Origin of the sequence: Vibrio sp. 10N (assembly GCF_036245475.1) — a bacterium.
In the GTDB taxonomy this organism is placed as follows: Bacteria; Pseudomonadota; Gammaproteobacteria; order Enterobacterales; family Vibrionaceae; genus Vibrio.
Genome location: NZ_BTPM01000001.1, coordinates 2,125,261 through 2,143,650, shown reverse-complemented (window position 1 = coordinate 2,143,650; position 18,390 = coordinate 2,125,261). Strand labels below are relative to the sequence as shown.

Below are 18,390 nucleotides of genomic sequence, written 5' to 3'. Positions count from 1 at the left end.
TAATCGTCCTATAAGATGTCACTTTTTCACTGAAAAGTCATCGTTAGCCGTCGCTTAATTTGGATTAATTGGACGTGGGCGCCCATTTACATCGATAGCAACGTAATTGAAGGTCGCCTCACATACTTGATAGCGTTCACCAACACCTTCAACTCTAACTGGTTTCACCCAGACTTCAAGGTTGATAGACATCGATGTGTTACCAATCTTGGTACACTCACCGTAGCAACATACGACGTCACCTACCTTAACTGGGTGTTTAAAAGTGATCCCTGATACGGACACGGTGACGATGCGGCCATGAGAAATCTCTTTGGCAAGAATACCGCCAGCAAGATCAAGTTGAGACATGATCCAACCACCGAAAATATCACCATTAGCATTGGTGTTTTCAGGCATCGCCAGTGTGCGAATGATTAACTGGCCTTTAGGAGTGTTCGATGTTGTATTCGTCATGTTTATTGTCTTCCAGAAACAGCACAGCGACCCGTAGGTCGCTGATTCTTAATCGTTCGCGGAGTATACAAAAGATCCACCAGTGATCAAGATGTATGATCTTGGTTCTCATTTTTGGTGGCTTTATCCTGCGCGTCTTTTGGCATGTGCTTATAGATGTAAATCCCGGTTATCACGGTAAATAGCAGTGTTGCTGTCAAGAGCCCAAACACCTTGAAGTTGACCCAAACATCAAGGGGTAACGCGAAGGCCACATAGATATTGAGGCCAGCGCAAAACGAGAAAAATCCGACCCATGCATAATTAACTTTAGTCCAAACGCGCTCCGATAGCGTGATCTCTTTACCCAGCATGCCTTTGATCAAACCACGGCCCATGGCATGAGTGACGGTGAGCGCAATCGCAAACAACGCGTAAACAATGGTGACTTTCCACTTAATGAAGTTGTCATCGTGGAAGAACAGGGTCATACCGCCAAAAACAGCGACCATCGCAAAAGTAATCAGCTGCATTTTTTCAACGGTTTTATATAACCAATAAGTGACAGCAACTTGCACCGCGGTGGCGACGATAAGTGCTCCGGTAGCGACATAGATATCCTGCATCTTATAAAGAACGAAGAAAATAATCAGAGGGATGAAATCGAGCAGTTGCTTCATGGCTCAGTTAGACCTTTCTATAAATCGTGTGGTTAGTGTAACCAAATGCCGCTTGAGAGCAAACGTCAGTTAACTATTGTAAACAAGAACACAGTTTTCAGTGTTATGATCCACTAGCACTTCAATGTTTGCAAAAAACAATAAAAAAACGGGTTGCCACTAAAGGTGACAACCCGTCTTGGTATCCACTAGTTAATACTAGGCTTGTTGTTTTTCAAGCTGTGCTTCTTGCTCAGCTTCTTCTTCAACCAATGCATCAACGATAACCGCACATGCCGCGTCACCTGTGATGTTTAGCGCAGTACGGATCATGTCAAAGATACGGTCAAGAGCGAACAGTAGCGGTAGACCTTCGATTGGAATACCTGCCGCTAGCAGTACTGCTACAACAAGGAATGAAGGACCAGGAACACCTGCTTGACCAACTGCGCCCAGGGTAGACGTCACGATGATGGCAATGTAAGCACCCATTGATAGGTCAATGTTGAACAGCTGTGCAAAGAAGATAGCAACTAGACCGTAGTAGATCGCGTTACCAGACATGTTGATCGTCGCACCTAGAGGAAGAACGAATGATGCGGTAGAGTTCTTAACACCAAGCTCTTTCTCTACTGTGTCCATAGTGACAGGTAGAGTCGCCATTGATGAAGCCGTTGATAGGGCAACAGCTTGCGGCTTTTTCATTGCACTGATGAACTTCTTAGCCGAAGTCTTAGTGAACAGTTGAATCATCAGTGGGTAAGCTACGAAGCCGAAGATTAGGATAGCAGCGATGTAAACCACGAACAGCTTGAACACAACCATGAGTGCGCCAAAACCGAATGTACCGACCGCTTCTGCCATTAGACCAAATACACCGATTGGTGCGATGATCATTACTTTGTTGATCATCCATACCATCACGTCAACGATAGCGTTTACACCGTTAAGTAGTGGGTCGCGGCGAGTTGCTTCAAGCTTAGATAGACCAATACCGAAGAACAAACAGAACACTAGGATCTGCAGGATGTTTGCTTCATTAAGCGACTGGAAAACGTTGGTTGGGATCATACCGGTTACGGTAGCCCAGAAAGTGGGTAGTTCACCTTTTGAAGCGTATTCAGATGAGAACATGCCTTCGATACCAGCTGTATCGATGTTCATGCCTGGTTGGAACACTTCGCCCATGATAAGAGCCAGTGCGACGGCAAGCGCCGAAGTAAGACCGAAGTAAGCGAGCGTTGTAACACCAACTTTACCTGCGTTGCTGCTGTTGCCAAGGCCTGCTGCACCAGAAATTAGGGCAACGGCAACCAGAGGGATCACCAACATCTTGATTAGATTGATGAAGATGGTACCAAGTGGCGCAAACATAGACGCAGAGTCACCCATAGAGGCACCAACGAAGGTACCGAGGATCATTGCAATCACGACCTGGATGCCAATGTTATTTAGCATCAACTTTTTCTTTAACACTTCCTTAACTCCTGTGCTAATTATTTATCAATTCCTAGGATAGTCTTCTATTTGAACGGTAAATGTCAGACTAATCGTCGATGGCAATTTTTACACTTATTTAGCACTCTGTGCAACCTCATAAATCGAAATCACAAGAAAAACCGCGAAAAAACCGAATAAATGGTGAACGAATACTCGAAAGCAAACGTTTGCTATTGGTTGGTTGAATTAGTGTTGGTTAAGGTTTGTTCAGGAAAATGGATGATGAGGTTGGACGGAAAAGTGATATGTAAAAAAAAGGTTGCACCTAAAGTGCAACCTCTCAAAGTGATATTTGAGCGATTAACGTTGAGTCGCTGCTTTCATAGATTTAACAAATTGAGCCAGCTCGCTCAACATGGTTTCTGGTGCATCGAGGTTTTTCTCGATGATTTTTACAACCGCCGAGCCTGAGATTGCGCCAGCAGCACCAGCGTCGAGCGCTTGCTTAACTTGCTCTGGCTCTGAAATACCAAAACCAAGCAGCGATGGCGGTGCATCAAACTTATTGAGTTTGTCGAGTTGAGTGTTCATCGGCATGTTTGCTTTGGTCTCTGTGCCGGTTACACCTGCGCGAGAAAGCAGGTAAGTGTAGCCGCCGCCAAGTTTCGCTACTTGCTCAATCGTCGCTTCGCTTGCTGTTGGTGGAGCAATGAAGATAGGGTGAACACCGTGTTTATGTGCTGCTTCTACAAACTCTTTGCTTTCGTTAGTTGGAACGTCGGCAATCAGTACCGAGTCAACGCCTACATCAGCACATTGTTTGTAAAAGGCATCTAAGCCTTTTGAGTAAACTAGGTTGGCATACATCAGTAGGCCGATAGGTGTCTCTGGGTATTTTTCGCGAACTTTAGCTAGCAGCTCGAAGCAGATCGTTGGTGTTGTTTTCGCGTCCAATGCACGGATGTTTGCACCCTGAATCGTTGGACCATCTGCCTGAGGATCTGAGAATGGCATACCCAGCTCTAGCGCGTCAGCACCAGACTCAATCAAGGTCTCCATGATTTGTAGTGACAGTTCTGGGCTTGGATCGCCCATAGTGACGAAAGGTACGAATGCGCCTTGGTTCTTCTCGCCTAGGCGAGCGAACATCTCTTTATAACGGTCTTGATTCAGGCTCATTACATTACTCCTTTGTCTTTTAGAATGTCGTGTACAGTGAAGATATCTTTGTCACCACGACCAGATAGGTTGACGACAAGAAGCTGTTCTTTTTCTGGGTTTTCACGCGCCATTTTAAGGGCGTAAGCTAAGGCGTGAGAAGACTCAAGCGCTGGGATAATACCTTCGTGGCGTGCTAGCTCCTGGAATGCATCTAGTGCTTCATCATCGGTAATAGCACCGTATTCAGCACGGCCAGTCGCATTTAGGTGAGCGTGTTGAGGGCCCACAGATGGGAAGTCCAGACCTGCTGACACCGAGTAAGACTCTTCAATCTGGCCATTTGGATCTTGCATTAATGGCGCTTTCATACCAAAGAAGATACCCGTTGTACCATGTTTAAGTGGCGCACCGTGCTGATCGGTGTCGATGCCTAGACCTGCTGGCTCAACACCAATGAGGCGTACAGATTCTTCTTCGATGAAATCTGCGAACATGCCGATAGCGTTAGAGCCACCGCCCACACAAGCAATTACCGCGTCAGGCAGTTTGCCTTCGCGCGCTAATACTTGGTTCTTGGTCTCTTCGCCAATCATGCGCTGGAATTCACGTACGATGGTTGGGAATGGGTGAGGACCTGCTGCAGTACCAAGTAGGTAGTGCGCATCTTCGTAACTTGCTGACCAGTCACGCAGTGCTTCGTTACACGCATCTTTTAGTGTTGAAGAGCCAGAGTGTACTGGAATCACTTCTGCGCCCATTAAGCGCATACGGAATACGTTCGGACTTTGACGCTCAACGTCTTTTGCACCCATGTACACGCGGCATTTCAGACCCAATAGAGCACAAGCAAGAGCCGTCGCTACGCCGTGTTGGCCAGCGCCCGTTTCTGCGATGATTTCGTTTTTGCCCATGCGCTTAGCCAGTAGTGCTTGACCCAGTACTTGGTTGGTTTTGTGCGCGCCGCCATGAAGAAGGTCTTCACGCTTTAGGTACAGCTTGGTTTTAGTACCCTTGGTTAGGTTGCGAGTTAGAGTGAGTGCTGTTGGGCGGCCTGCGTATTCTTGTAGCAACTCCATGAACTCAGAGCGAAACTCTGGATCGTCTTGGGCATCAATGAAAGCTTGCTCGAGTTGATCCAGTGCTGGTACCAGGATCTGTGGCACAAATTGTCCACCGTATTCGCCAAAGTAGGCATCTAATTTAGACATGGTTAAATCCTCAATAGTCAACTTGCTCGAGCACTTGCGTGTGCGTATTGGTTATCGAGCAAGTTTTAATCATTCTTAGTGTTTTGCAGACCGTTAATAATCTCTGATTAGCGCAAACGCTTGGTTCAGTTTCTCTGCGTCTTTCTTTCCTGGTGCTGACTCGACTCCTGAGTTTAAGTCTAGTCCGATGCAGCCAAGGGTACTGGCTTGCTTAACATTGTCTGGAGACAACCCGCCGGCCAGCATCACATCATTCGTATCGTTTAACAGTTGCCAATCAAAGCGTTGACCCGTACCACCGGACTGCTCGCCAACTTTTGCATCCAGTAGATGGCGGTCGACCTTGATGGTTGTTAAATCTGGCATAGCATCGGTTACGCCGTGTGCTTTCCAGATTTTTACGTCATCGCTGAGAAGAGTAGTTAACGCATCCACATAAGCTTGGTCTTCGTCACCGTGAAGCTGAACTGCTGATAGCTTTAATTGATTCGCGGTGTTAGCGACGAACTCGACATCGTGGTTTTGAAACACGCCAACAAACTCAAGAGGTGCGCCGCTCATTACCATACGAGCAGCCTCGACATTAACGTAACGAGGTGACTTTTCAACAAAGATAAGACCGCCTTTTACCGCACCAGCTTGGTAAGCCTTCGCTGCATCATCGGCATGAGTTAGGCCGCATACTTTGTTTTCACCTAGCAGCACTTTACGAACGGCAAGTTCAAGGTTGTCTTCTGCCATGAGCGAGCTGCCGATTAGGAAGCCGTTTGCGTAGTGGCAAAGATCACGAACCTGCTGGTGGTTGTAGATACCAGACTCAGAAATAATGATGGTGCCTTGTGGCAGTTTCGGTGCCAGTTCCTTGGTGCGATCTAAGTTAACCGACAAATCGCGAAGGTTGCGGTTGTTAATACCAACGACCTTAGCGCCAAGCGCAATCGCACGCTCAAGCTCTTCTTCGTTGCTAACTTCAGTCAAAATGTCTAGCTCTAGTGATTCAGCGACTTCAGCAAGCTCACGGTACTCGTCATCATTGAGTACAGAGAGCATGAGTAAGATAGCATCAGCATTGTAGTGACGAGCGAGATACACTTGATAGGTATCGATCATGAAGTCTTTACAAAGTACAGGCTGCTTAACTTGACGGCGTACTTGCGGCAGGAAGTCGTAGTTGCCTTGGAAGTACTTTTCATCCGTCAGTACCGAAATTGCGCTAGCGTGGTTGTTGTAGACCGAAGCAATGTAGTCGAGGTCAAAGTCATCACGGATAAGACCTTTTGATGGTGATGCTTTTTTGCACTCTAGAATGAACGCGGTTTTACCTGTCGATAGCGCGCCATAGAAGCTGCGATCTGACGGAACAAGATCCGCTTTAAAGCTCTCTAATGGCTGAGTTTGCTTGCGCTCCTCAACCCAAATCTTCTTATCATCGACGATTTTTGCTAATACTGTTTCCATTGTTTCTTCCTGTTGATTCGTCGAGTTACTTGCCGTGTGCTGCCAGCTTTTGAACCAGCTCGTAAGCTTTACCTGAGTTCATCGCTTCGATGGCTTGTGCTGCATTGGCTTTGAGGTCTTCGTGACCAAATAGTTTCATTAGCAGCGCAACGTTTACCGCAACTGCGCCTAACTGCGCGTCTGTTCCTTTACCCGTTAGCATATTAGTGATGATGGCGCGGTTCTCTTCTGGCTCACCACCTTTAATTGTTTCGAGTGGGTAAGACTCTAAACCGAAGTCTGCAGGCGTTAGCGTGTATTCGGTGATCTTGCCATCTTGAATTTCAGCGACCAGAGTTTCGCCGTGAATAGCAACTTCATCCAAGCCACTACCGTGAACGACGGCTGCACGCTTCATACCCATTTGTAACATGGTTTCGGCGATAGGACGAACCAGTTTTGCATCATAAACACCCATCAACTCGATGTTAGGGCGCGCTGGGTTAATCAGTGGGCCTAAGATGTTAAAGATGGTGCGAGTTTTCATGGTTTGACGCACTGGCATGGCATGGCGTACGCCACCGTGATATTGCGGCGCAAACAGGAAAGCGACGCCAATTTCATCGACAGCGCTGCGGGTATCTTCCGCAGACATTGCCAAGTCGATACCAAATGAGTCAAGAAGATCGGAAGACCCAGACTTGCTCGATACGCCACGGTTACCGTGTTTTGCCACTTTAAGGCCGCACGCCGCTGCCACAAACGCTGCTGTGGTTGAGATGTTGATGGTGTTGGCACCGTCGCCGCCTGTGCCCACGATATCGGCAAAGTGATAATCCGGACGAGGGAATGGGTTGGCGTTAGCAAGTAGCGCTTTTGCCGCACCTGCTATTTCGTCAGGCGTTTCGCCTTTGATTTTCAGAGCTGTAAGGGCCGCAGACATTAAGATTGGGTCTAGCTCACCTTTAATAATAGTGTCAAACAACGACTGGCTCTCTTCTTGAGTTAGATCCAGTTGGTCGTAAAGTTTGTTGATGATGTTTTCCATAATTACGATTCCTTGAGTTGTTTGATTTGTTAAGCCGATTTTGATTCAACAGACTGTTCAGTTGCCCACGCGATAGCATTACTCAGCAGTGTCGCACCATATGTCGTCATAATTGACTCAGGGTGGAACTGGAAGCCACAGATACGATCTTGTTCGTTCGCCACTGACATCACTAGCCCATCTACTTGAGCGGTCACTTCTAGTGACTCAGGCACTTTTGTTGCCACCAGTGAGTGATAGCGCGCAATGGCTAGCGGTGAAGGTAAACCTTGGTAGATGGCATGATTGTCATGCGCCATCATCGATACTTTACCGTGAATGATTTCACCGGCACCAGCAACGACACCGCCGTAGGCTTCGACAATCGCTTGGTGGCCAAGGCAAATACCGATCATCGGTACTTTGCCACGAAGGGTTTTAATTAGCTCAGGCATGCAGCCAGCATCTGATGGTGCGCCAGGGCCAGGGGAGAGCACGACAACAGGGTTCTCTAGCTCTAGTACGGCTTTGGCGATTTTTTCCGCAGCGATATGGTTACGATAAATCTTTACGTTGTGGCCTAGGCTTCGGAACTGATCCACCAAGTTGTAGGTGAATGAATCAAAGTTATCGACAAAAACGATATTGGCGAGTGTGTTAGTCACTGACTTTGGATTATTAGACATCGTGATTACCCCTTGTGCGCCGTTTTGATTGCTGAAATGACGGCTTGCGCCTTACCACGAGTTTCGTCCGCTTCAGATTGAGGGTCAGAGTCGAATACGACGCCAGCACCCGCTTGAACTTGAGCAATGCCATCTTCGACATAAGCAGAGCGGATAACGATACAGGTATCCAAATCACCGCCGCCATTCATGTAGCCAACTGCGCCTCCGTAGCTGCCGCGAGTTTGACCTTCAAATTGACGAATCAACTGCATAGCACGGATCTTTGGTGCGCCGGTTAGCGTTCCCATGTTCATACACGCTTGGTAACCGTGCAGCGCATCCAGGTCACCGCGAAGCTGACCCACTACGCGTGATACCAAATGCATCACGTGACTATAACGGTCGGTCTTCAAAAGATCGGCTACGTGGCGAGAGCCTGGTTCAGCAATGCGAGCCACGTCATTACGTGCGAGGTCAACCAGCATCATGTGTTCTGCGTTTTCTTTCATGTCGCTACGCAGTTCGAGTTCGATGCGGCTGTCGAGATCTTTGTTGATGCTGCCATCGGCGTTTTTGCCGCGACGGCGTGTACCTGCGATCGGGTAGATCTCAATTTGGTTGGAATCTTTACCGTACTTCAGTGCACTCTCTGGCGAGGCACCAAACAGAGTAAACAGCTCATCTTGCATGTAGAACATGTAAGGGCTTGGGTTGCTTTGCTTAAGTTCTTTGTATGCCGCAAGTGGAGAAGGGCACGGTAGGGTAAAGCGGCGAGACGGGACCACTTGGAAGATATCGCCGCGAACCACGTATTCTTTAAGGTCGCGAACAATTTGGCAGAAGTCTTCATCAGAGATACTGACTTCTTCTTCAATGCCAGCAACTTTCGTTGCCGCTGGTACCGTTTTTAGGTTCTCACACTGCTGGCTAATCTCTGTGATTCGGCCACGAATACGCGCAAGCTCAGCGTATTCGTGGTTGAACAGTGTCGTTTGCAAATCGCAAGATTCTTTCTGATGGTCTACGACCAGAAGGCTTTCAGCGACATAGAATACGAAGTCTGGGCATTGGTTCGCTTTGTCGGCATCACCAAGTGGTTCAAAGTTTGCCACGATGTCGTAGGCAAACAGACCGCCCATGAAAATCGCGTTTTTATCAAGACCCGTAAGGTCAAAGCTGTGCTGAACAAGACGAAGCGCATCAAACGATGAAGCCTCACGAAGGCGAGAGTCTTCATCAAGCGTGTCGTCTGGCATTTCAAACTGAACGATGAGCTCTTTTTCTGTCAGCGTATGCTCAATATCTTGGGTGATGTTTTGAGCAATGATGTTAAGAAGATTCACACCGTTAGTGGTGAGCGCTTCGTAGCGTACTTTGTGTCCTTCACAAACTATACGAACCGCGGAATCGACAATCAGTAAGCTTTGCAAGTCTTGCTTCGAGTCGATTTCAGCAGACTCAAGTAGCAGACTATCAGTTTTGTTTTCACACAAAGTGTGAAACAGTCTGGTTGGGTCTTGCGCGTAAGGCACTTGGAGAGAAAGTACTTCCAATCGACCCTGTTTATTGATGCTAATGGCTTTATTCACAAAAGCTCCTTTTATCTTGAATCTGCTGTTGCAACAATCTTGGTACACCTATTGGTTATCTAGGTATAGTCGCACAATTAAAACGTTTGCCCAACGTTCAATGTTCCCAAATTGTTGCTAAAATAATCGTTTAAATTGAAATCTTTGTAAGATGAATCGAAAAACAAAAAAGCCCACTCAGTTGAGTGGGCTTTAATCAAATTCGGGTTTGATTATGCACGCAAAAAAGCCCACTCGGATTGTGTCCAAGTGCGCCACCAACCTACTAGAGCGTTAACCCCACGGTTTAAAGGTTTTTTGAATGTATGAATATCGAGTAACATACGTGCCTAATCTCAAAATCTGTATCTGCGTACTAGTTAACTAGTTCGAGATATAAAAGTCAACCGAAAATGTGAAAAAATGAAGATAGATTTACACAGTCACACAACCGCCTCTGATGGCCGATTATCGGTTGCTGAGCTCTTGGACAGAGCCATAAGCTTTGACGTGAAAGTATTAGCGATTACCGACCACGATACCTTAGATGCATTGCCTACCGCTCATCAGCTAATTGAAGAGCAGTCACTGCCAATTGAGTTGGTGAACGGTATCGAGATTTCGACGGTTTGGCAGAATAAAGATATTCATATTGTCGGGCTTGGCGTAGACATTGACTCCCCAGCGCTGAACGCGTTGATTCGTGCTCAGCAAGCAAGAAGAGTAGAACGTTCCGAGCTTATCGCTCACCGATTAGAAAAAGCGACCCGAGAAGGTTTGCTTGAGGAAGTCAAAGCGATCGCGGGTGATGCGCCTATAACACGTGCTCACTTTGCCAAATGGCTAGTGGACAACGGCTACGCGAAAAATATGCAGCAGGTGTTCAAGAAGTTTATGACTCGTAATAACACCGGCTATGTGCCACCAAACTGGTGCACGATGGCTGAAGCGGTGGAGGCGATTCATCAAGCGGGCGGTGTGGCGGTACTCGCTCACCCTGCTCGATATCAATTGACGGCGAAGTGGCTGAAGCGCCTATTAGCGGCCTTTGTTGAAGCGAATGGTGATGCTATGGAAGTCGCTCAGCCACAACAAAGTCAACAAGAAAGGCGCAACCTCGCGGATTATGCGATACAATACAATCTATTAGCTTCACAAGGGTCAGATTTTCACTATCCTTCCCCTTGGATGGAGTTAGGTAGAAACCTTTGGCTGCCATCCGGCGTAGAGCCAGTATGGGATCGCCTATCATTAAAGACAGCAACTTCGCTGACGACCACTACAATTGAGAGTGGTGCAGAAGATGGTGAAAAAGAATAACGACGTCGACCTTGTAGCATGTCGACCTTGAAACATGTCGACCTTGAAACATGTCGACCTTGGAACAAGCATCTTCACCGCACTTTCTTTTGATTCATTATTGTATTAAAGCGATAGCTCTTGAAGTCGAACGACAGGGAAGGTCGTACCGAGAGCGTCCTTAAGTTTGAAGGAATAACAATGAGCCAATTTTTTTATGTACACCCAGAAAACCCGCAAGCGCGTTTGATCACTCAAGCGGTTGCCATTGTTCGTAACGGTGGTGTCATTATTTATCCAACCGATTCTGGTTACGCACTAGGCTGTCAGTTAGAGAACAAACAAGCGCTTGAACGCATTTGTCAAATTCGTCGTCTTGATGACAAACACAACTTTACTCTGTTGTGTCGTGACTTATCTGAGTTATCTCTTTACGCACGTGTCGATAACACGGCGTTTCGTCTGCTAAAGAACAACACTCCTGGACCATACACCTTTATCTTCAAAGGCACCAAGGAAGTACCGCGTCGTTTGATGAACCCAAAACGTAAAACCATCGGTATTCGTGTTCCAGACAACCAAATTGCCCTAGATTTGCTTGAAGCATTAGGTGAACCGTTGATGTCAACGTCTCTGATTTTGCCTGGTAACGAAGTGACAGAATCGGATCCGGAAGAGATCCGCGACAAGCTAGAGCATGCGGTTGATTGTATTCTAAACGGTGGTTATTTGGGCGAGCAACCAACCACCGTGATTGACTTTAGTGATGACGAAGCAAAAGTTCTGCGTATTGGTGCGGGTGACCCTGAACCATTCGAGTAGAGTTTTGAATGTTTTCTTACTAAATTAGTGAAGAAACTTGGTGCGTGAACCAGGTTTCTTTGCGATAATACGCGACCGCGATTTTTAGGTCGCATTATCTGGTTTCGACGTCTGTGAAGACGACATTATAGGTAGGTAAATGAGCGAAAAATTACAAAAAGTGCTTGCTCGCGCAGGCCACGGTTCTCGTCGTGAACTTGAAGCCCTGATTAAGTCTGGGCGCGTGAGTGTGAATGGTCAGGTAGCAAGACTGGGCGAACGTCTGGAAGACGAAAATGCGGTCATCCGTATCGATGGTCATACTGTTTCTGCCAAAGCACAAGAAGAAGTGGTTTGTCGAGTTCTGGCCTATTACAAGCCAGAAGGTGAGCTATGTACACGTCACGATCCTGAAGGCCGTCGTACTGTATTTGATCGCTTGCCGAAAATCCGCGGTTCACGCTGGATTTCAGTTGGCCGTCTTGATGCCAACACATCAGGTCTACTTCTGTTCACCACCGACGGTGAGCTGGCTAACCGCCTAATGCACCCAAGCCGCCAAGTTGAGCGTGAATACCTAGTACGTGTATTCGGTGACGTTAACGAGCAGAAAGTTCGCAACGTAGTAAACGGTGTTGAGCTTGACGATGGCATGGCGCGTTTCGAAGACGTGGTTTACGCAGGTGGTGAAGGTATGAACCACACCTTCTACGTAGTTATCAACGAAGGTCGTAACCGCGAAGTACGTCGTCTATGGGAATCTCAAGACACTACGGTAAGCCGTCTTAAGCGTGTTCGTTACGGTGACATCTATCTAGACAAGAAACTGCCTCGTGGCGGTTGGATGGAACTGACTCTGAAAGAAGTTAACTACCTACGTGAGCTAGTAGAACTTCGTCCAGAGAAAGAGACCATGCTAGACCAAAGCCAGAACACTTCTCGTCAACGTGAGCGTTCTCGCAGCCAGAAGATCCGTCGTGCAGTACGTCGTCACGAAGAGCGTGCAAATGCACCAAAAGGTCGTAGCAACCAACAGCGCCGCAATAAGAAGTCTTCAGGCGAGCAAGGCTCTCGTAATAAGACGCGTCGCTAATCCGGTATAAGTGTTAAAAAGCCAGCTTGTTAGCTGGCTTTTTTGATCTTAATAAGTTCGTCATCCCCATTAATCGCGTCACCCTCTTAAAGTTCGTTATCCTCTTTAAATTCGTCATCCTCATGACAATGAGGATCTCTTCAAGCGCCTGACTCTTTCGATTAGTGCGCTGAAGTAACAGCATAGTTTGGCTTTATGGCGCGTTGAATGAGATTCCCTTTTTCAAGGGAATAACGGGCTGTTGAGGAAGGGTAGGATTTTCTACTGATTGTAAAATGTTATCCTACCGATGCATCGGACTCTTCATAAAGTGACTCTCTACCATTCGCTGGGTAACAATGTGTTGAGGGTTAGTAATGACATCATTGGTGTTCCCATACTCCACAACGTCACCTTCGTGCATCACCATGACCTTGTCAGTGATGTGTTTCACTATCCCTAGGTGCTGAGACACGTAAACAAACGCGACCCCCATCTCTTCCTGAAGCTCCAGGAACAGGTTAATGATCTGCGAGCGCATCGCCATGTCTAAACCATTCAGCGCTTCATCAGCGACGATAATAGATGGCTGGAGTATTAACGCTCTCGCCAAACAAACGCGTTGTTTTTGTCCGGTGGCCAGCATTTGCGGATAGAAATACGCGTGCTCTGGCAGCAGCCCCACACGGATCAGCGTATCTTTAACGCGCTGCATGCGCGCTTCTGGCGGCATGTTGGTGTTTCGTTTGAGCGGGCCTTCAAGGATGCGACCAATCTGAATGCGCGGGTTTAATGACGTATTCGGGTCTTGGAAGATCATGCGAATCAGTTTGCATCGCGTCGAATAGTCTTTGTGTTCTAACAGGTCACCATTGACTCGAATTTCACCCGAGGTCGGTTCGACCACACCGGCAAGCATACGTGCCAGTGTCGATTTCCCAGAGCCGTTTTTACCAATGAAGCCGATAGTTTGACCCGCTTCAAGGCTAAAACTGACCGGTTTTACGGCGTGCTGCACCTTTCTCTGGAACAGCTTAGAACGTGTCACAAAGTCTTTTTTTAGGTCGGAGACTTCTAACAAAGAACTCATGCTTTTTTCTCCGTGTTCAGTGGAAAGTGACAACTGAACTTATGATTCTTAATTCGTTTTGCTTCGGGAATTTCCACACACTGCCTTTGCGCGTATGGGCAGCGTGGCCCCAAACGACAGCCAATAGGTAAGTGTTGCAGTGGCGGAATAGAACCAGGAAGAGATTGCAACTTCTCTTTGTGAGGGATCCATTCACCAAAGTCTGGCATCGCTTTCAGCAGAGCCACCGTATATGGATGTTTGGGTTTCGCCAAAATCTTAGCGGTATCTGCCGATTCGACCGATTGTCCGCAGTACATAACCGTAATGCGCGTCGCCCATTGGGTAATGGTGGTTAAGTCGTGACCAATCAACACTATGGTGGTGTTATTGAGCTGGTTCATACGACTCAGTAGTCGCAAAATTTGCGATTGAGTAATCGGGTCTAAGTCGTTGGTTGGCTCATCGGCAAGCAGCAGTTTTGGTTTCGCTGCAATCGCCATCGCAATCATGATTTTCTGACACTCACCGTCCGTCAGTTCGTATGGGTAGCTGTTCATGACGCGAGTGTGTTCTTTAATGCCGACCTTGTGAAGTAGGGCAATGGCCTGTTTTTTGCGCCACTTGAATCGCTCCCACCATTTGCCTTCAAAAGAGCGAGACGGAATGGATTCAATAAGCTGTTTGCCCACTTGCTCAGAGGGGTCTAAACAGGTGGTTGGCTCTTGGAAAATCATCGCCACATCACGAGCAATCACTCGGCGGCGCTCGCGCGGTGTTAATTGCAGCAAGTCAATGTTACCAAGGCGCATGCGGTCTGCAGTGACTTTCCAGTTATCTTTAGTCACGCCAACAATCGCCTTGGCAACTAAGCTTTTTCCTGAGCCCGACTCGCCTACAAGGCCACGTATTTCACCTTCGTTGATGGTGAAACTCATGCGATCCACCGCTTTCACTAACCCCTGAGGGGTTTCGATTTCGATGGTGAGATGTCGAATATCTAATACTGGCATTATTCGATCCCCGCACTTAGTGCACTTCGGATACCTTCTCCGACGATGTTAACAACCACAACGGTAAATAGGATCGCAAGACCCGGCAAGATAACGGTCCAAGGCGCAAGGTAGAGCAGCTCGGCTGCATCGCCAAGTACTGCGCCCCATTCACTGCTTGGCGCTTGGGCACCAAGGCCCAAAAAGCCGAGGGCAGTAATATCAAGAATCGCGATAGACAAAGCGAAGGTGACCTCTGCTGCAATCACTGTTAATAGGTTGGGAAAAATTGAGTTCCACAACAAGTAAAACTCATTCGCGCCATCGAGTCTGGCTGCCATGATGTAATCTTTTTCGACTTCAGTGTGCACGGCAACGTAAATTGAGCGGATAAAGCGAGGGATCAACGCTAAGCAGATCGCCAGCATGATGTTGAACTCACCAGGCCCTAAAAAGGCGACGAAGATGATTGCAAGCAATAGCGATGGGATAGACATTACTGTGTCGAGCAAGTGGTTGAGCGTGCTCGACAGCAGACCGCGCGTCATACCGGCCAATATACCGATGAAACACCCGACTAACGTTGCGATCATTGTGATGACAATTGCCGCGCCAAACGACAAGCGCGAGCCATCGATGATGCGCGACAAAATATCGCGCCCTAAGTCATCAGTACCGAAGAAGAAATCGACAGTACCTTTCGGATCCCATGATGGCGGCACTAACAGGTTAGAGCTTTGTGCCATTGGATCGTATGGGGTGATGAACGGCGAAAGCAGCGTGATAAGGATGATAAAAATCAGGCACCATAAGCCAAACATCGACAAGCTGTTTGAGCGATAGCTACGCCAAAAACGCTCAAGCTGAGTAGGAATGCGCTCTTCCTGATACACGTTATCTGACAGCATACCATTCCTTCCTTACTAACGGGTTGATCATCGCTCCAATCAAATCAGATACAATACTCGCAGCCAATACAATCGTTGCCACCACTAATACACCGGCTTGAATTGACGCGTAGTCCTGATTGGAAAGTGCGTCGAGAAGCCAACGACCCACACCAGGCCAGTTGAAGATAGACTCTGTCATAATGGCGAGCGTGATCATGCTAGAGAGCTGCACCCCAAGTTTAGGGATGATAGGTGGAATCGCGTTACGAAGTACGTGCTCGATAACAATCTCGTAGTTAGAAAGACCGCGAATACGTGCCGCGCGAATGTAGTTTTGTGCCATCACTTCTGTGACCGAGGTTCGCATCATTCGAATGACTTGCATAGTTGGCGACAGTGCCAACACCAAGCAAGGTAGGATCATATGCTCGATGACACTTTGTAGTGCCTCTTTACGATATGGTCCCTCAGAGAGCAGGGCATCAATCAACGCGAAACCGGTGACATGGTCGATTTCGTACAATAGGTCGTACCGCCCGGCCACAGGGAACCACTGATAGTTGAGAGAGAAATACATGATCATCAATAACGCTATCCAGAACAGTGGCGCGGCATAACCGACCATGGAAGAAAATGAGATCACATTATCCAGCCATTTACCTTTGCGCATACCCGCGATGGTTCCGGCAGGAATACCCAAAAATACCGAAATGGTAAAGGCGGCAAAACACAGCTCTAATGTAGCGGGTAGCACAGAAGCGAGTTCTTCAGTAATGGGAACACCGGCTTTGGTTAGACCAAAATCAAGCTGAACAAGTTTGCTCAGATATTCAAACCATCCTGAAAGCATCGGTTGTGTCGCCCATTGCGATGATGGGTCGAGCCTTACTAAGCTGTATCCGACAAAGGTGAGGAGCAGCAACGTGATAATAAATAGATTAAGGCGACGTATTGAATACCAGAACATTTACTTCAACCTCACCACTTGATCAAACGGCTGAGCATTAAACGGACTGGTTCTGAAACCGGTCAGATTGTCATTGTGCGCTTGGTATTTTTGTCCGTGAGCGATAGGCAGCACAGGCACTTCCTCATTTAGAATGTTTTGCGCTTGGCGATATAGGTTAATGCGATATCTTGGTTGGTTGACCTCAAGCGCCAAGTCCAAAATAAAATCGAAGTCGTCATTGCACCACATTGAAAGGTTCAAACCTTCACGTTTTGAGGTGCAAGAGAGCAGAGGTCGCAAATAGTTATCCGGATCGCCGGTATTGCCAACCCAGCCTGTGAGCAACATATCGACAGACTCGATATTAGAAAGCTCTTGGCGATCGACGCGGTCGTCGGTCAACAAATTAAGTGTGACGCCAATATCTGCAAAGTTAGCTTGGATAAGCTCTGCGGTTTTACGTGGGCTTGGGTTATAAACTCGTGGCTCTAGTGGGACTGCCATAGTCAACTCCAAACCATGCGCGTAGCCCGCCTCTCGAAGCAATGCCATTGCATAGTTACGATCGTAGCGAACTTGCACCGTGTCTTTTTGGTGAGCCCAGGAGCTTGGTGGAAGTAGGCTATATGCGGTTTCACCACTGCCAAAGTAAACGGCCTCTAAAATGGTGTCTCGATTAATTGCCAAATTAAGCGCTTTACGAACGCGAGGGTCGCCCAGTGCGCGATGTTGAGTGTTCATGGCAACAAACGCTACGTTCATTGCTGGCTTGGCTTGTAAGACGACTGAGTCTTCTTCCAAGATCACCGGAATTTGGCTCGAAATCGGTGAATTGAGCACATCACACTCGTTACGCAGTAATTTCGCGAGTGCGCCGGCACCTCGGTGCGAAATATCAAATACAACCTGAGACATCTGAGCCGGTCCACGCCAATACTGCTCATGACGTTTTAAACGCACCAAATCGGCTACCTGATATTCGTCTAGGTAAAAAGGACCTGTACCAACCGGCTGGATATCGATATTGAGTTTGTTGTCCGTCTCGAGCAACTGGCTTGCGTACTCGGCAGAGAAAATCGGCGCGTGCGCAGTAGAAATGTTCGACAAAAATGAGTTATCAGGTCTCGAAAGGGTAAATTTGACCGTCACATCGTCAAGCGCTTCGACCTTTTCAACTAGGTTGGCGAAATCGATGCCTGCAAACCACGGGTATACACTACCGCCCACTTCATGAAATGGGTGATTCGAGTCTATGATTCGGCTAAAGCTAAACACAACGTCGTCTGCGTTCAATGGACGAGATGGTGTGAACCAATCTGTGCTCTGAAACTGCACATCATCTTGTAGCGTGAATGTGTATTCTGTACCGGCTTTATTCACGTTCCACGCTTTTGCGAGACTAGGCACAGGTTGATGTGTACCGGAGTTGAGCGTAAGCAAAGTGTCGAACAGTTGCGGTGCAATTGATTCGACGGTAATGCCACCGTCCACGAGTTGTGGATTGAACGAACTCGGTCGGCCTTGGTCGCAATAAACGAAACCGTCTTGTCGTATTTTGGAGTGGTCGACTTTGTCTTCACATCCAGCGAGCAAAATTAAGCCACAGAGCCCGAGTGATAATTTGATTAATGCCTTCATAAACACGCTACATTCTTTGGCGAACGTAATATACCCAAATGACCTAAACCTGTATCTTGAGGTTACTTGGGTATACC

17 protein-coding genes and 1 other annotated feature are annotated in these 18,390 nt (G+C 47.6%); of the genes, 3 read left to right on the top strand and 14 right to left on the bottom strand.

Annotated elements, in window-relative coordinates:
- Positions 1–54 precede the first annotated feature (54 nt).
- From yciA to AAA946_RS09955, 9 genes are all read right to left on the bottom strand, one after another.
- Positions 55–456, bottom strand: coding sequence for an acyl-CoA thioester hydrolase YciA (gene yciA, locus AAA946_RS09995; RefSeq protein WP_338164732.1), 402 nt, complete (start codon positions 454–456; stop codon positions 55–57).
- 86 nt (positions 457–542) lie between these two features.
- Positions 543–1,115: a septation protein A gene (locus AAA946_RS09990; RefSeq protein WP_338164731.1), complete on the bottom strand. Its 573-nt coding sequence runs from the start codon at positions 1,113–1,115 to the stop codon at positions 543–545.
- Between the two features lie 198 nt (positions 1,116–1,313).
- Positions 1,314–2,552: a dicarboxylate/amino acid:cation symporter gene (locus AAA946_RS09985; protein WP_338164730.1), complete on the bottom strand. Its 1,239-nt coding sequence runs from the start codon at positions 2,550–2,552 to the stop codon at positions 1,314–1,316.
- A 342-nt stretch (positions 2,553–2,894) separates the two neighbouring features.
- On the bottom strand, positions 2,895–3,713 hold the full coding sequence (trpA, locus tag AAA946_RS09980) for a tryptophan synthase subunit alpha (RefSeq protein WP_338164729.1): 819 nt from the start codon (positions 3,711–3,713) through the stop codon (positions 2,895–2,897).
- Complete coding sequence (trpB, locus tag AAA946_RS09975) at positions 3,713–4,903, bottom strand: tryptophan synthase subunit beta (RefSeq protein WP_338164728.1); 1,191 nt, start codon at positions 4,901–4,903, stop codon at positions 3,713–3,715. The genes trpA and trpB overlap by 1 nt, the downstream gene beginning before the upstream one ends.
- Before the next feature lie 93 nt (positions 4,904–4,996).
- A complete protein-coding gene (trpCF, locus tag AAA946_RS09970) occupies positions 4,997–6,361 on the bottom strand; it encodes a bifunctional indole-3-glycerol-phosphate synthase TrpC/phosphoribosylanthranilate isomerase TrpF (protein ID WP_338164727.1) in 1,365 nt (454 codons plus the stop codon).
- Between the two features lie 25 nt (positions 6,362–6,386).
- Entirely contained in the window at positions 6,387–7,388 is a 1,002-nt protein-coding gene (gene trpD, locus AAA946_RS09965) for an anthranilate phosphoribosyltransferase (protein WP_338164726.1), read from the bottom strand.
- A gap of 29 nt (positions 7,389–7,417) precedes the next feature.
- Positions 7,418–8,053: an aminodeoxychorismate/anthranilate synthase component II gene (locus AAA946_RS09960; protein WP_338164725.1), complete on the bottom strand. Its 636-nt coding sequence runs from the start codon at positions 8,051–8,053 to the stop codon at positions 7,418–7,420.
- Between the two features lie 5 nt (positions 8,054–8,058).
- A complete protein-coding gene (locus AAA946_RS09955) occupies positions 8,059–9,624 on the bottom strand; it encodes an anthranilate synthase component 1 (protein ID WP_338164724.1) in 1,566 nt (521 codons plus the stop codon).
- 163 nt (positions 9,625–9,787) lie between these two features.
- Positions 9,788–9,890, bottom strand: a sequence feature (Trp leader region).
- Positions 9,891–10,026: 136 nt separating this feature from the next.
- Between AAA946_RS09955 and rnm the strand changes: the two genes are divergently transcribed.
- The 3 genes from rnm to rluB all read left to right on the top strand — a co-directional run bounded on the left by rnm (position 10,027) and on the right by rluB (position 12,796).
- Entirely contained in the window at positions 10,027–10,923 is an 897-nt protein-coding gene (gene rnm, locus AAA946_RS09950) for an RNase RNM (protein WP_338164723.1), read from the top strand.
- Between the two features lie 180 nt (positions 10,924–11,103).
- Positions 11,104–11,724, top strand: a complete 621-nt coding sequence (locus AAA946_RS09945) for an L-threonylcarbamoyladenylate synthase (protein WP_042499458.1) — start codon at positions 11,104–11,106, stop codon at positions 11,722–11,724.
- Positions 11,725–11,863: 139 nt separating this feature from the next.
- Positions 11,864–12,796, top strand: coding sequence for a 23S rRNA pseudouridine(2605) synthase RluB (gene rluB, locus AAA946_RS09940; RefSeq protein WP_338164722.1), 933 nt, complete (start codon positions 11,864–11,866; stop codon positions 12,794–12,796).
- Between the two features lie 283 nt (positions 12,797–13,079).
- On the opposite strand, the gene AAA946_RS09935 is transcribed toward rluB, so the two are convergent.
- The 5 genes from AAA946_RS09935 to AAA946_RS09915 are packed head-to-tail and all read right to left on the bottom strand — an operon-like array spanning position 13,080 to position 18,313.
- Positions 13,080–13,865 carry an ATP-binding cassette domain-containing protein gene (locus tag AAA946_RS09935; protein ID WP_112461022.1) on the bottom strand — a complete coding sequence of 262 codons (786 nt, stop codon included), beginning with the start codon at positions 13,863–13,865 and terminating at the stop codon, positions 13,080–13,082.
- Complete coding sequence (locus AAA946_RS09930) at positions 13,862–14,857, bottom strand: peptide ABC transporter ATP-binding protein (RefSeq protein ID WP_338164721.1); 996 nt, start codon at positions 14,855–14,857, stop codon at positions 13,862–13,864. Before AAA946_RS09930 ends, AAA946_RS09935 begins: the two co-directional genes overlap by 4 nt.
- Complete coding sequence (sapC, locus tag AAA946_RS09925) at positions 14,857–15,744, bottom strand: putrescine export ABC transporter permease SapC (RefSeq protein WP_338164720.1); 888 nt, start codon at positions 15,742–15,744, stop codon at positions 14,857–14,859. Before sapC ends, AAA946_RS09930 begins: the two co-directional genes overlap by 1 nt.
- Positions 15,731–16,693: an ABC transporter permease gene (locus AAA946_RS09920; protein WP_338164719.1), complete on the bottom strand. Its 963-nt coding sequence runs from the start codon at positions 16,691–16,693 to the stop codon at positions 15,731–15,733. The genes sapC and AAA946_RS09920 overlap by 14 nt, the downstream gene beginning before the upstream one ends.
- The gene (locus AAA946_RS09915; protein WP_338164718.1) at positions 16,694–18,313 is read right to left on the bottom strand and encodes an ABC transporter substrate-binding protein; all 1,620 of its coding nucleotides are present in this window, start codon (positions 18,311–18,313) and stop codon (positions 16,694–16,696) included. It abuts the gene before it with no gap.
- Positions 18,314–18,390 lie beyond the last annotated feature (77 nt).

Bases quoted from the DNA above. Each gene is read 5' to 3' on its own strand.
- yciA (WP_338164732.1), bottom strand. From the start codon at position 456: ATGACGAATACAACATCGAACACTCCTAAAGGCCAGTTAATCATTCGC.
- AAA946_RS09990 (WP_338164731.1), bottom strand. From the start codon at position 1,115: ATGAAGCAACTGCTCGATTTCATCCCTCTGATTATTTTCTTCGTTCTT.
- AAA946_RS09985 (WP_338164730.1), bottom strand. From the start codon at position 2,552: ATGCTAAATAACATTGGCATCCAGGTCGTGATTGCAATGATCCTCGGT.
- trpA (WP_338164729.1), bottom strand. From the start codon at position 3,713: ATGAGCCTGAATCAAGACCGTTATAAAGAGATGTTCGCTCGCCTAGGC.
- trpB (WP_338164728.1), bottom strand. From the start codon at position 4,903: ATGTCTAAATTAGATGCCTACTTTGGCGAATACGGTGGACAATTTGTG.
- trpCF (WP_338164727.1), bottom strand. From the start codon at position 6,361: ATGGAAACAGTATTAGCAAAAATCGTCGATGATAAGAAGATTTGGGTT.
- trpD (WP_338164726.1), bottom strand. From the start codon at position 7,388: ATGGAAAACATCATCAACAAACTTTACGACCAACTGGATCTAACTCAA.
- AAA946_RS09960 (WP_338164725.1), bottom strand. From the start codon at position 8,053: ATGTCTAATAATCCAAAGTCAGTGACTAACACACTCGCCAATATCGTT.
- rnm (WP_338164723.1), top strand. From the start codon at position 10,027: ATGAAGATAGATTTACACAGTCACACAACCGCCTCTGATGGCCGATTA.
- AAA946_RS09945 (WP_042499458.1), top strand. From the start codon at position 11,104: ATGAGCCAATTTTTTTATGTACACCCAGAAAACCCGCAAGCGCGTTTG.
- rluB (WP_338164722.1), top strand. From the start codon at position 11,864: ATGAGCGAAAAATTACAAAAAGTGCTTGCTCGCGCAGGCCACGGTTCT.
- AAA946_RS09935 (WP_112461022.1), bottom strand. From the start codon at position 13,865: ATGAGTTCTTTGTTAGAAGTCTCCGACCTAAAAAAAGACTTTGTGACA.
- AAA946_RS09930 (WP_338164721.1), bottom strand. From the start codon at position 14,857: ATGCCAGTATTAGATATTCGACATCTCACCATCGAAATCGAAACCCCT.
- sapC (WP_338164720.1), bottom strand. From the start codon at position 15,744: ATGCTGTCAGATAACGTGTATCAGGAAGAGCGCATTCCTACTCAGCTT.
- AAA946_RS09920 (WP_338164719.1), bottom strand. From the start codon at position 16,693: ATGTTCTGGTATTCAATACGTCGCCTTAATCTATTTATTATCACGTTG.
- AAA946_RS09915 (WP_338164718.1), bottom strand. From the start codon at position 18,313: ATGAAGGCATTAATCAAATTATCACTCGGGCTCTGTGGCTTAATTTTG.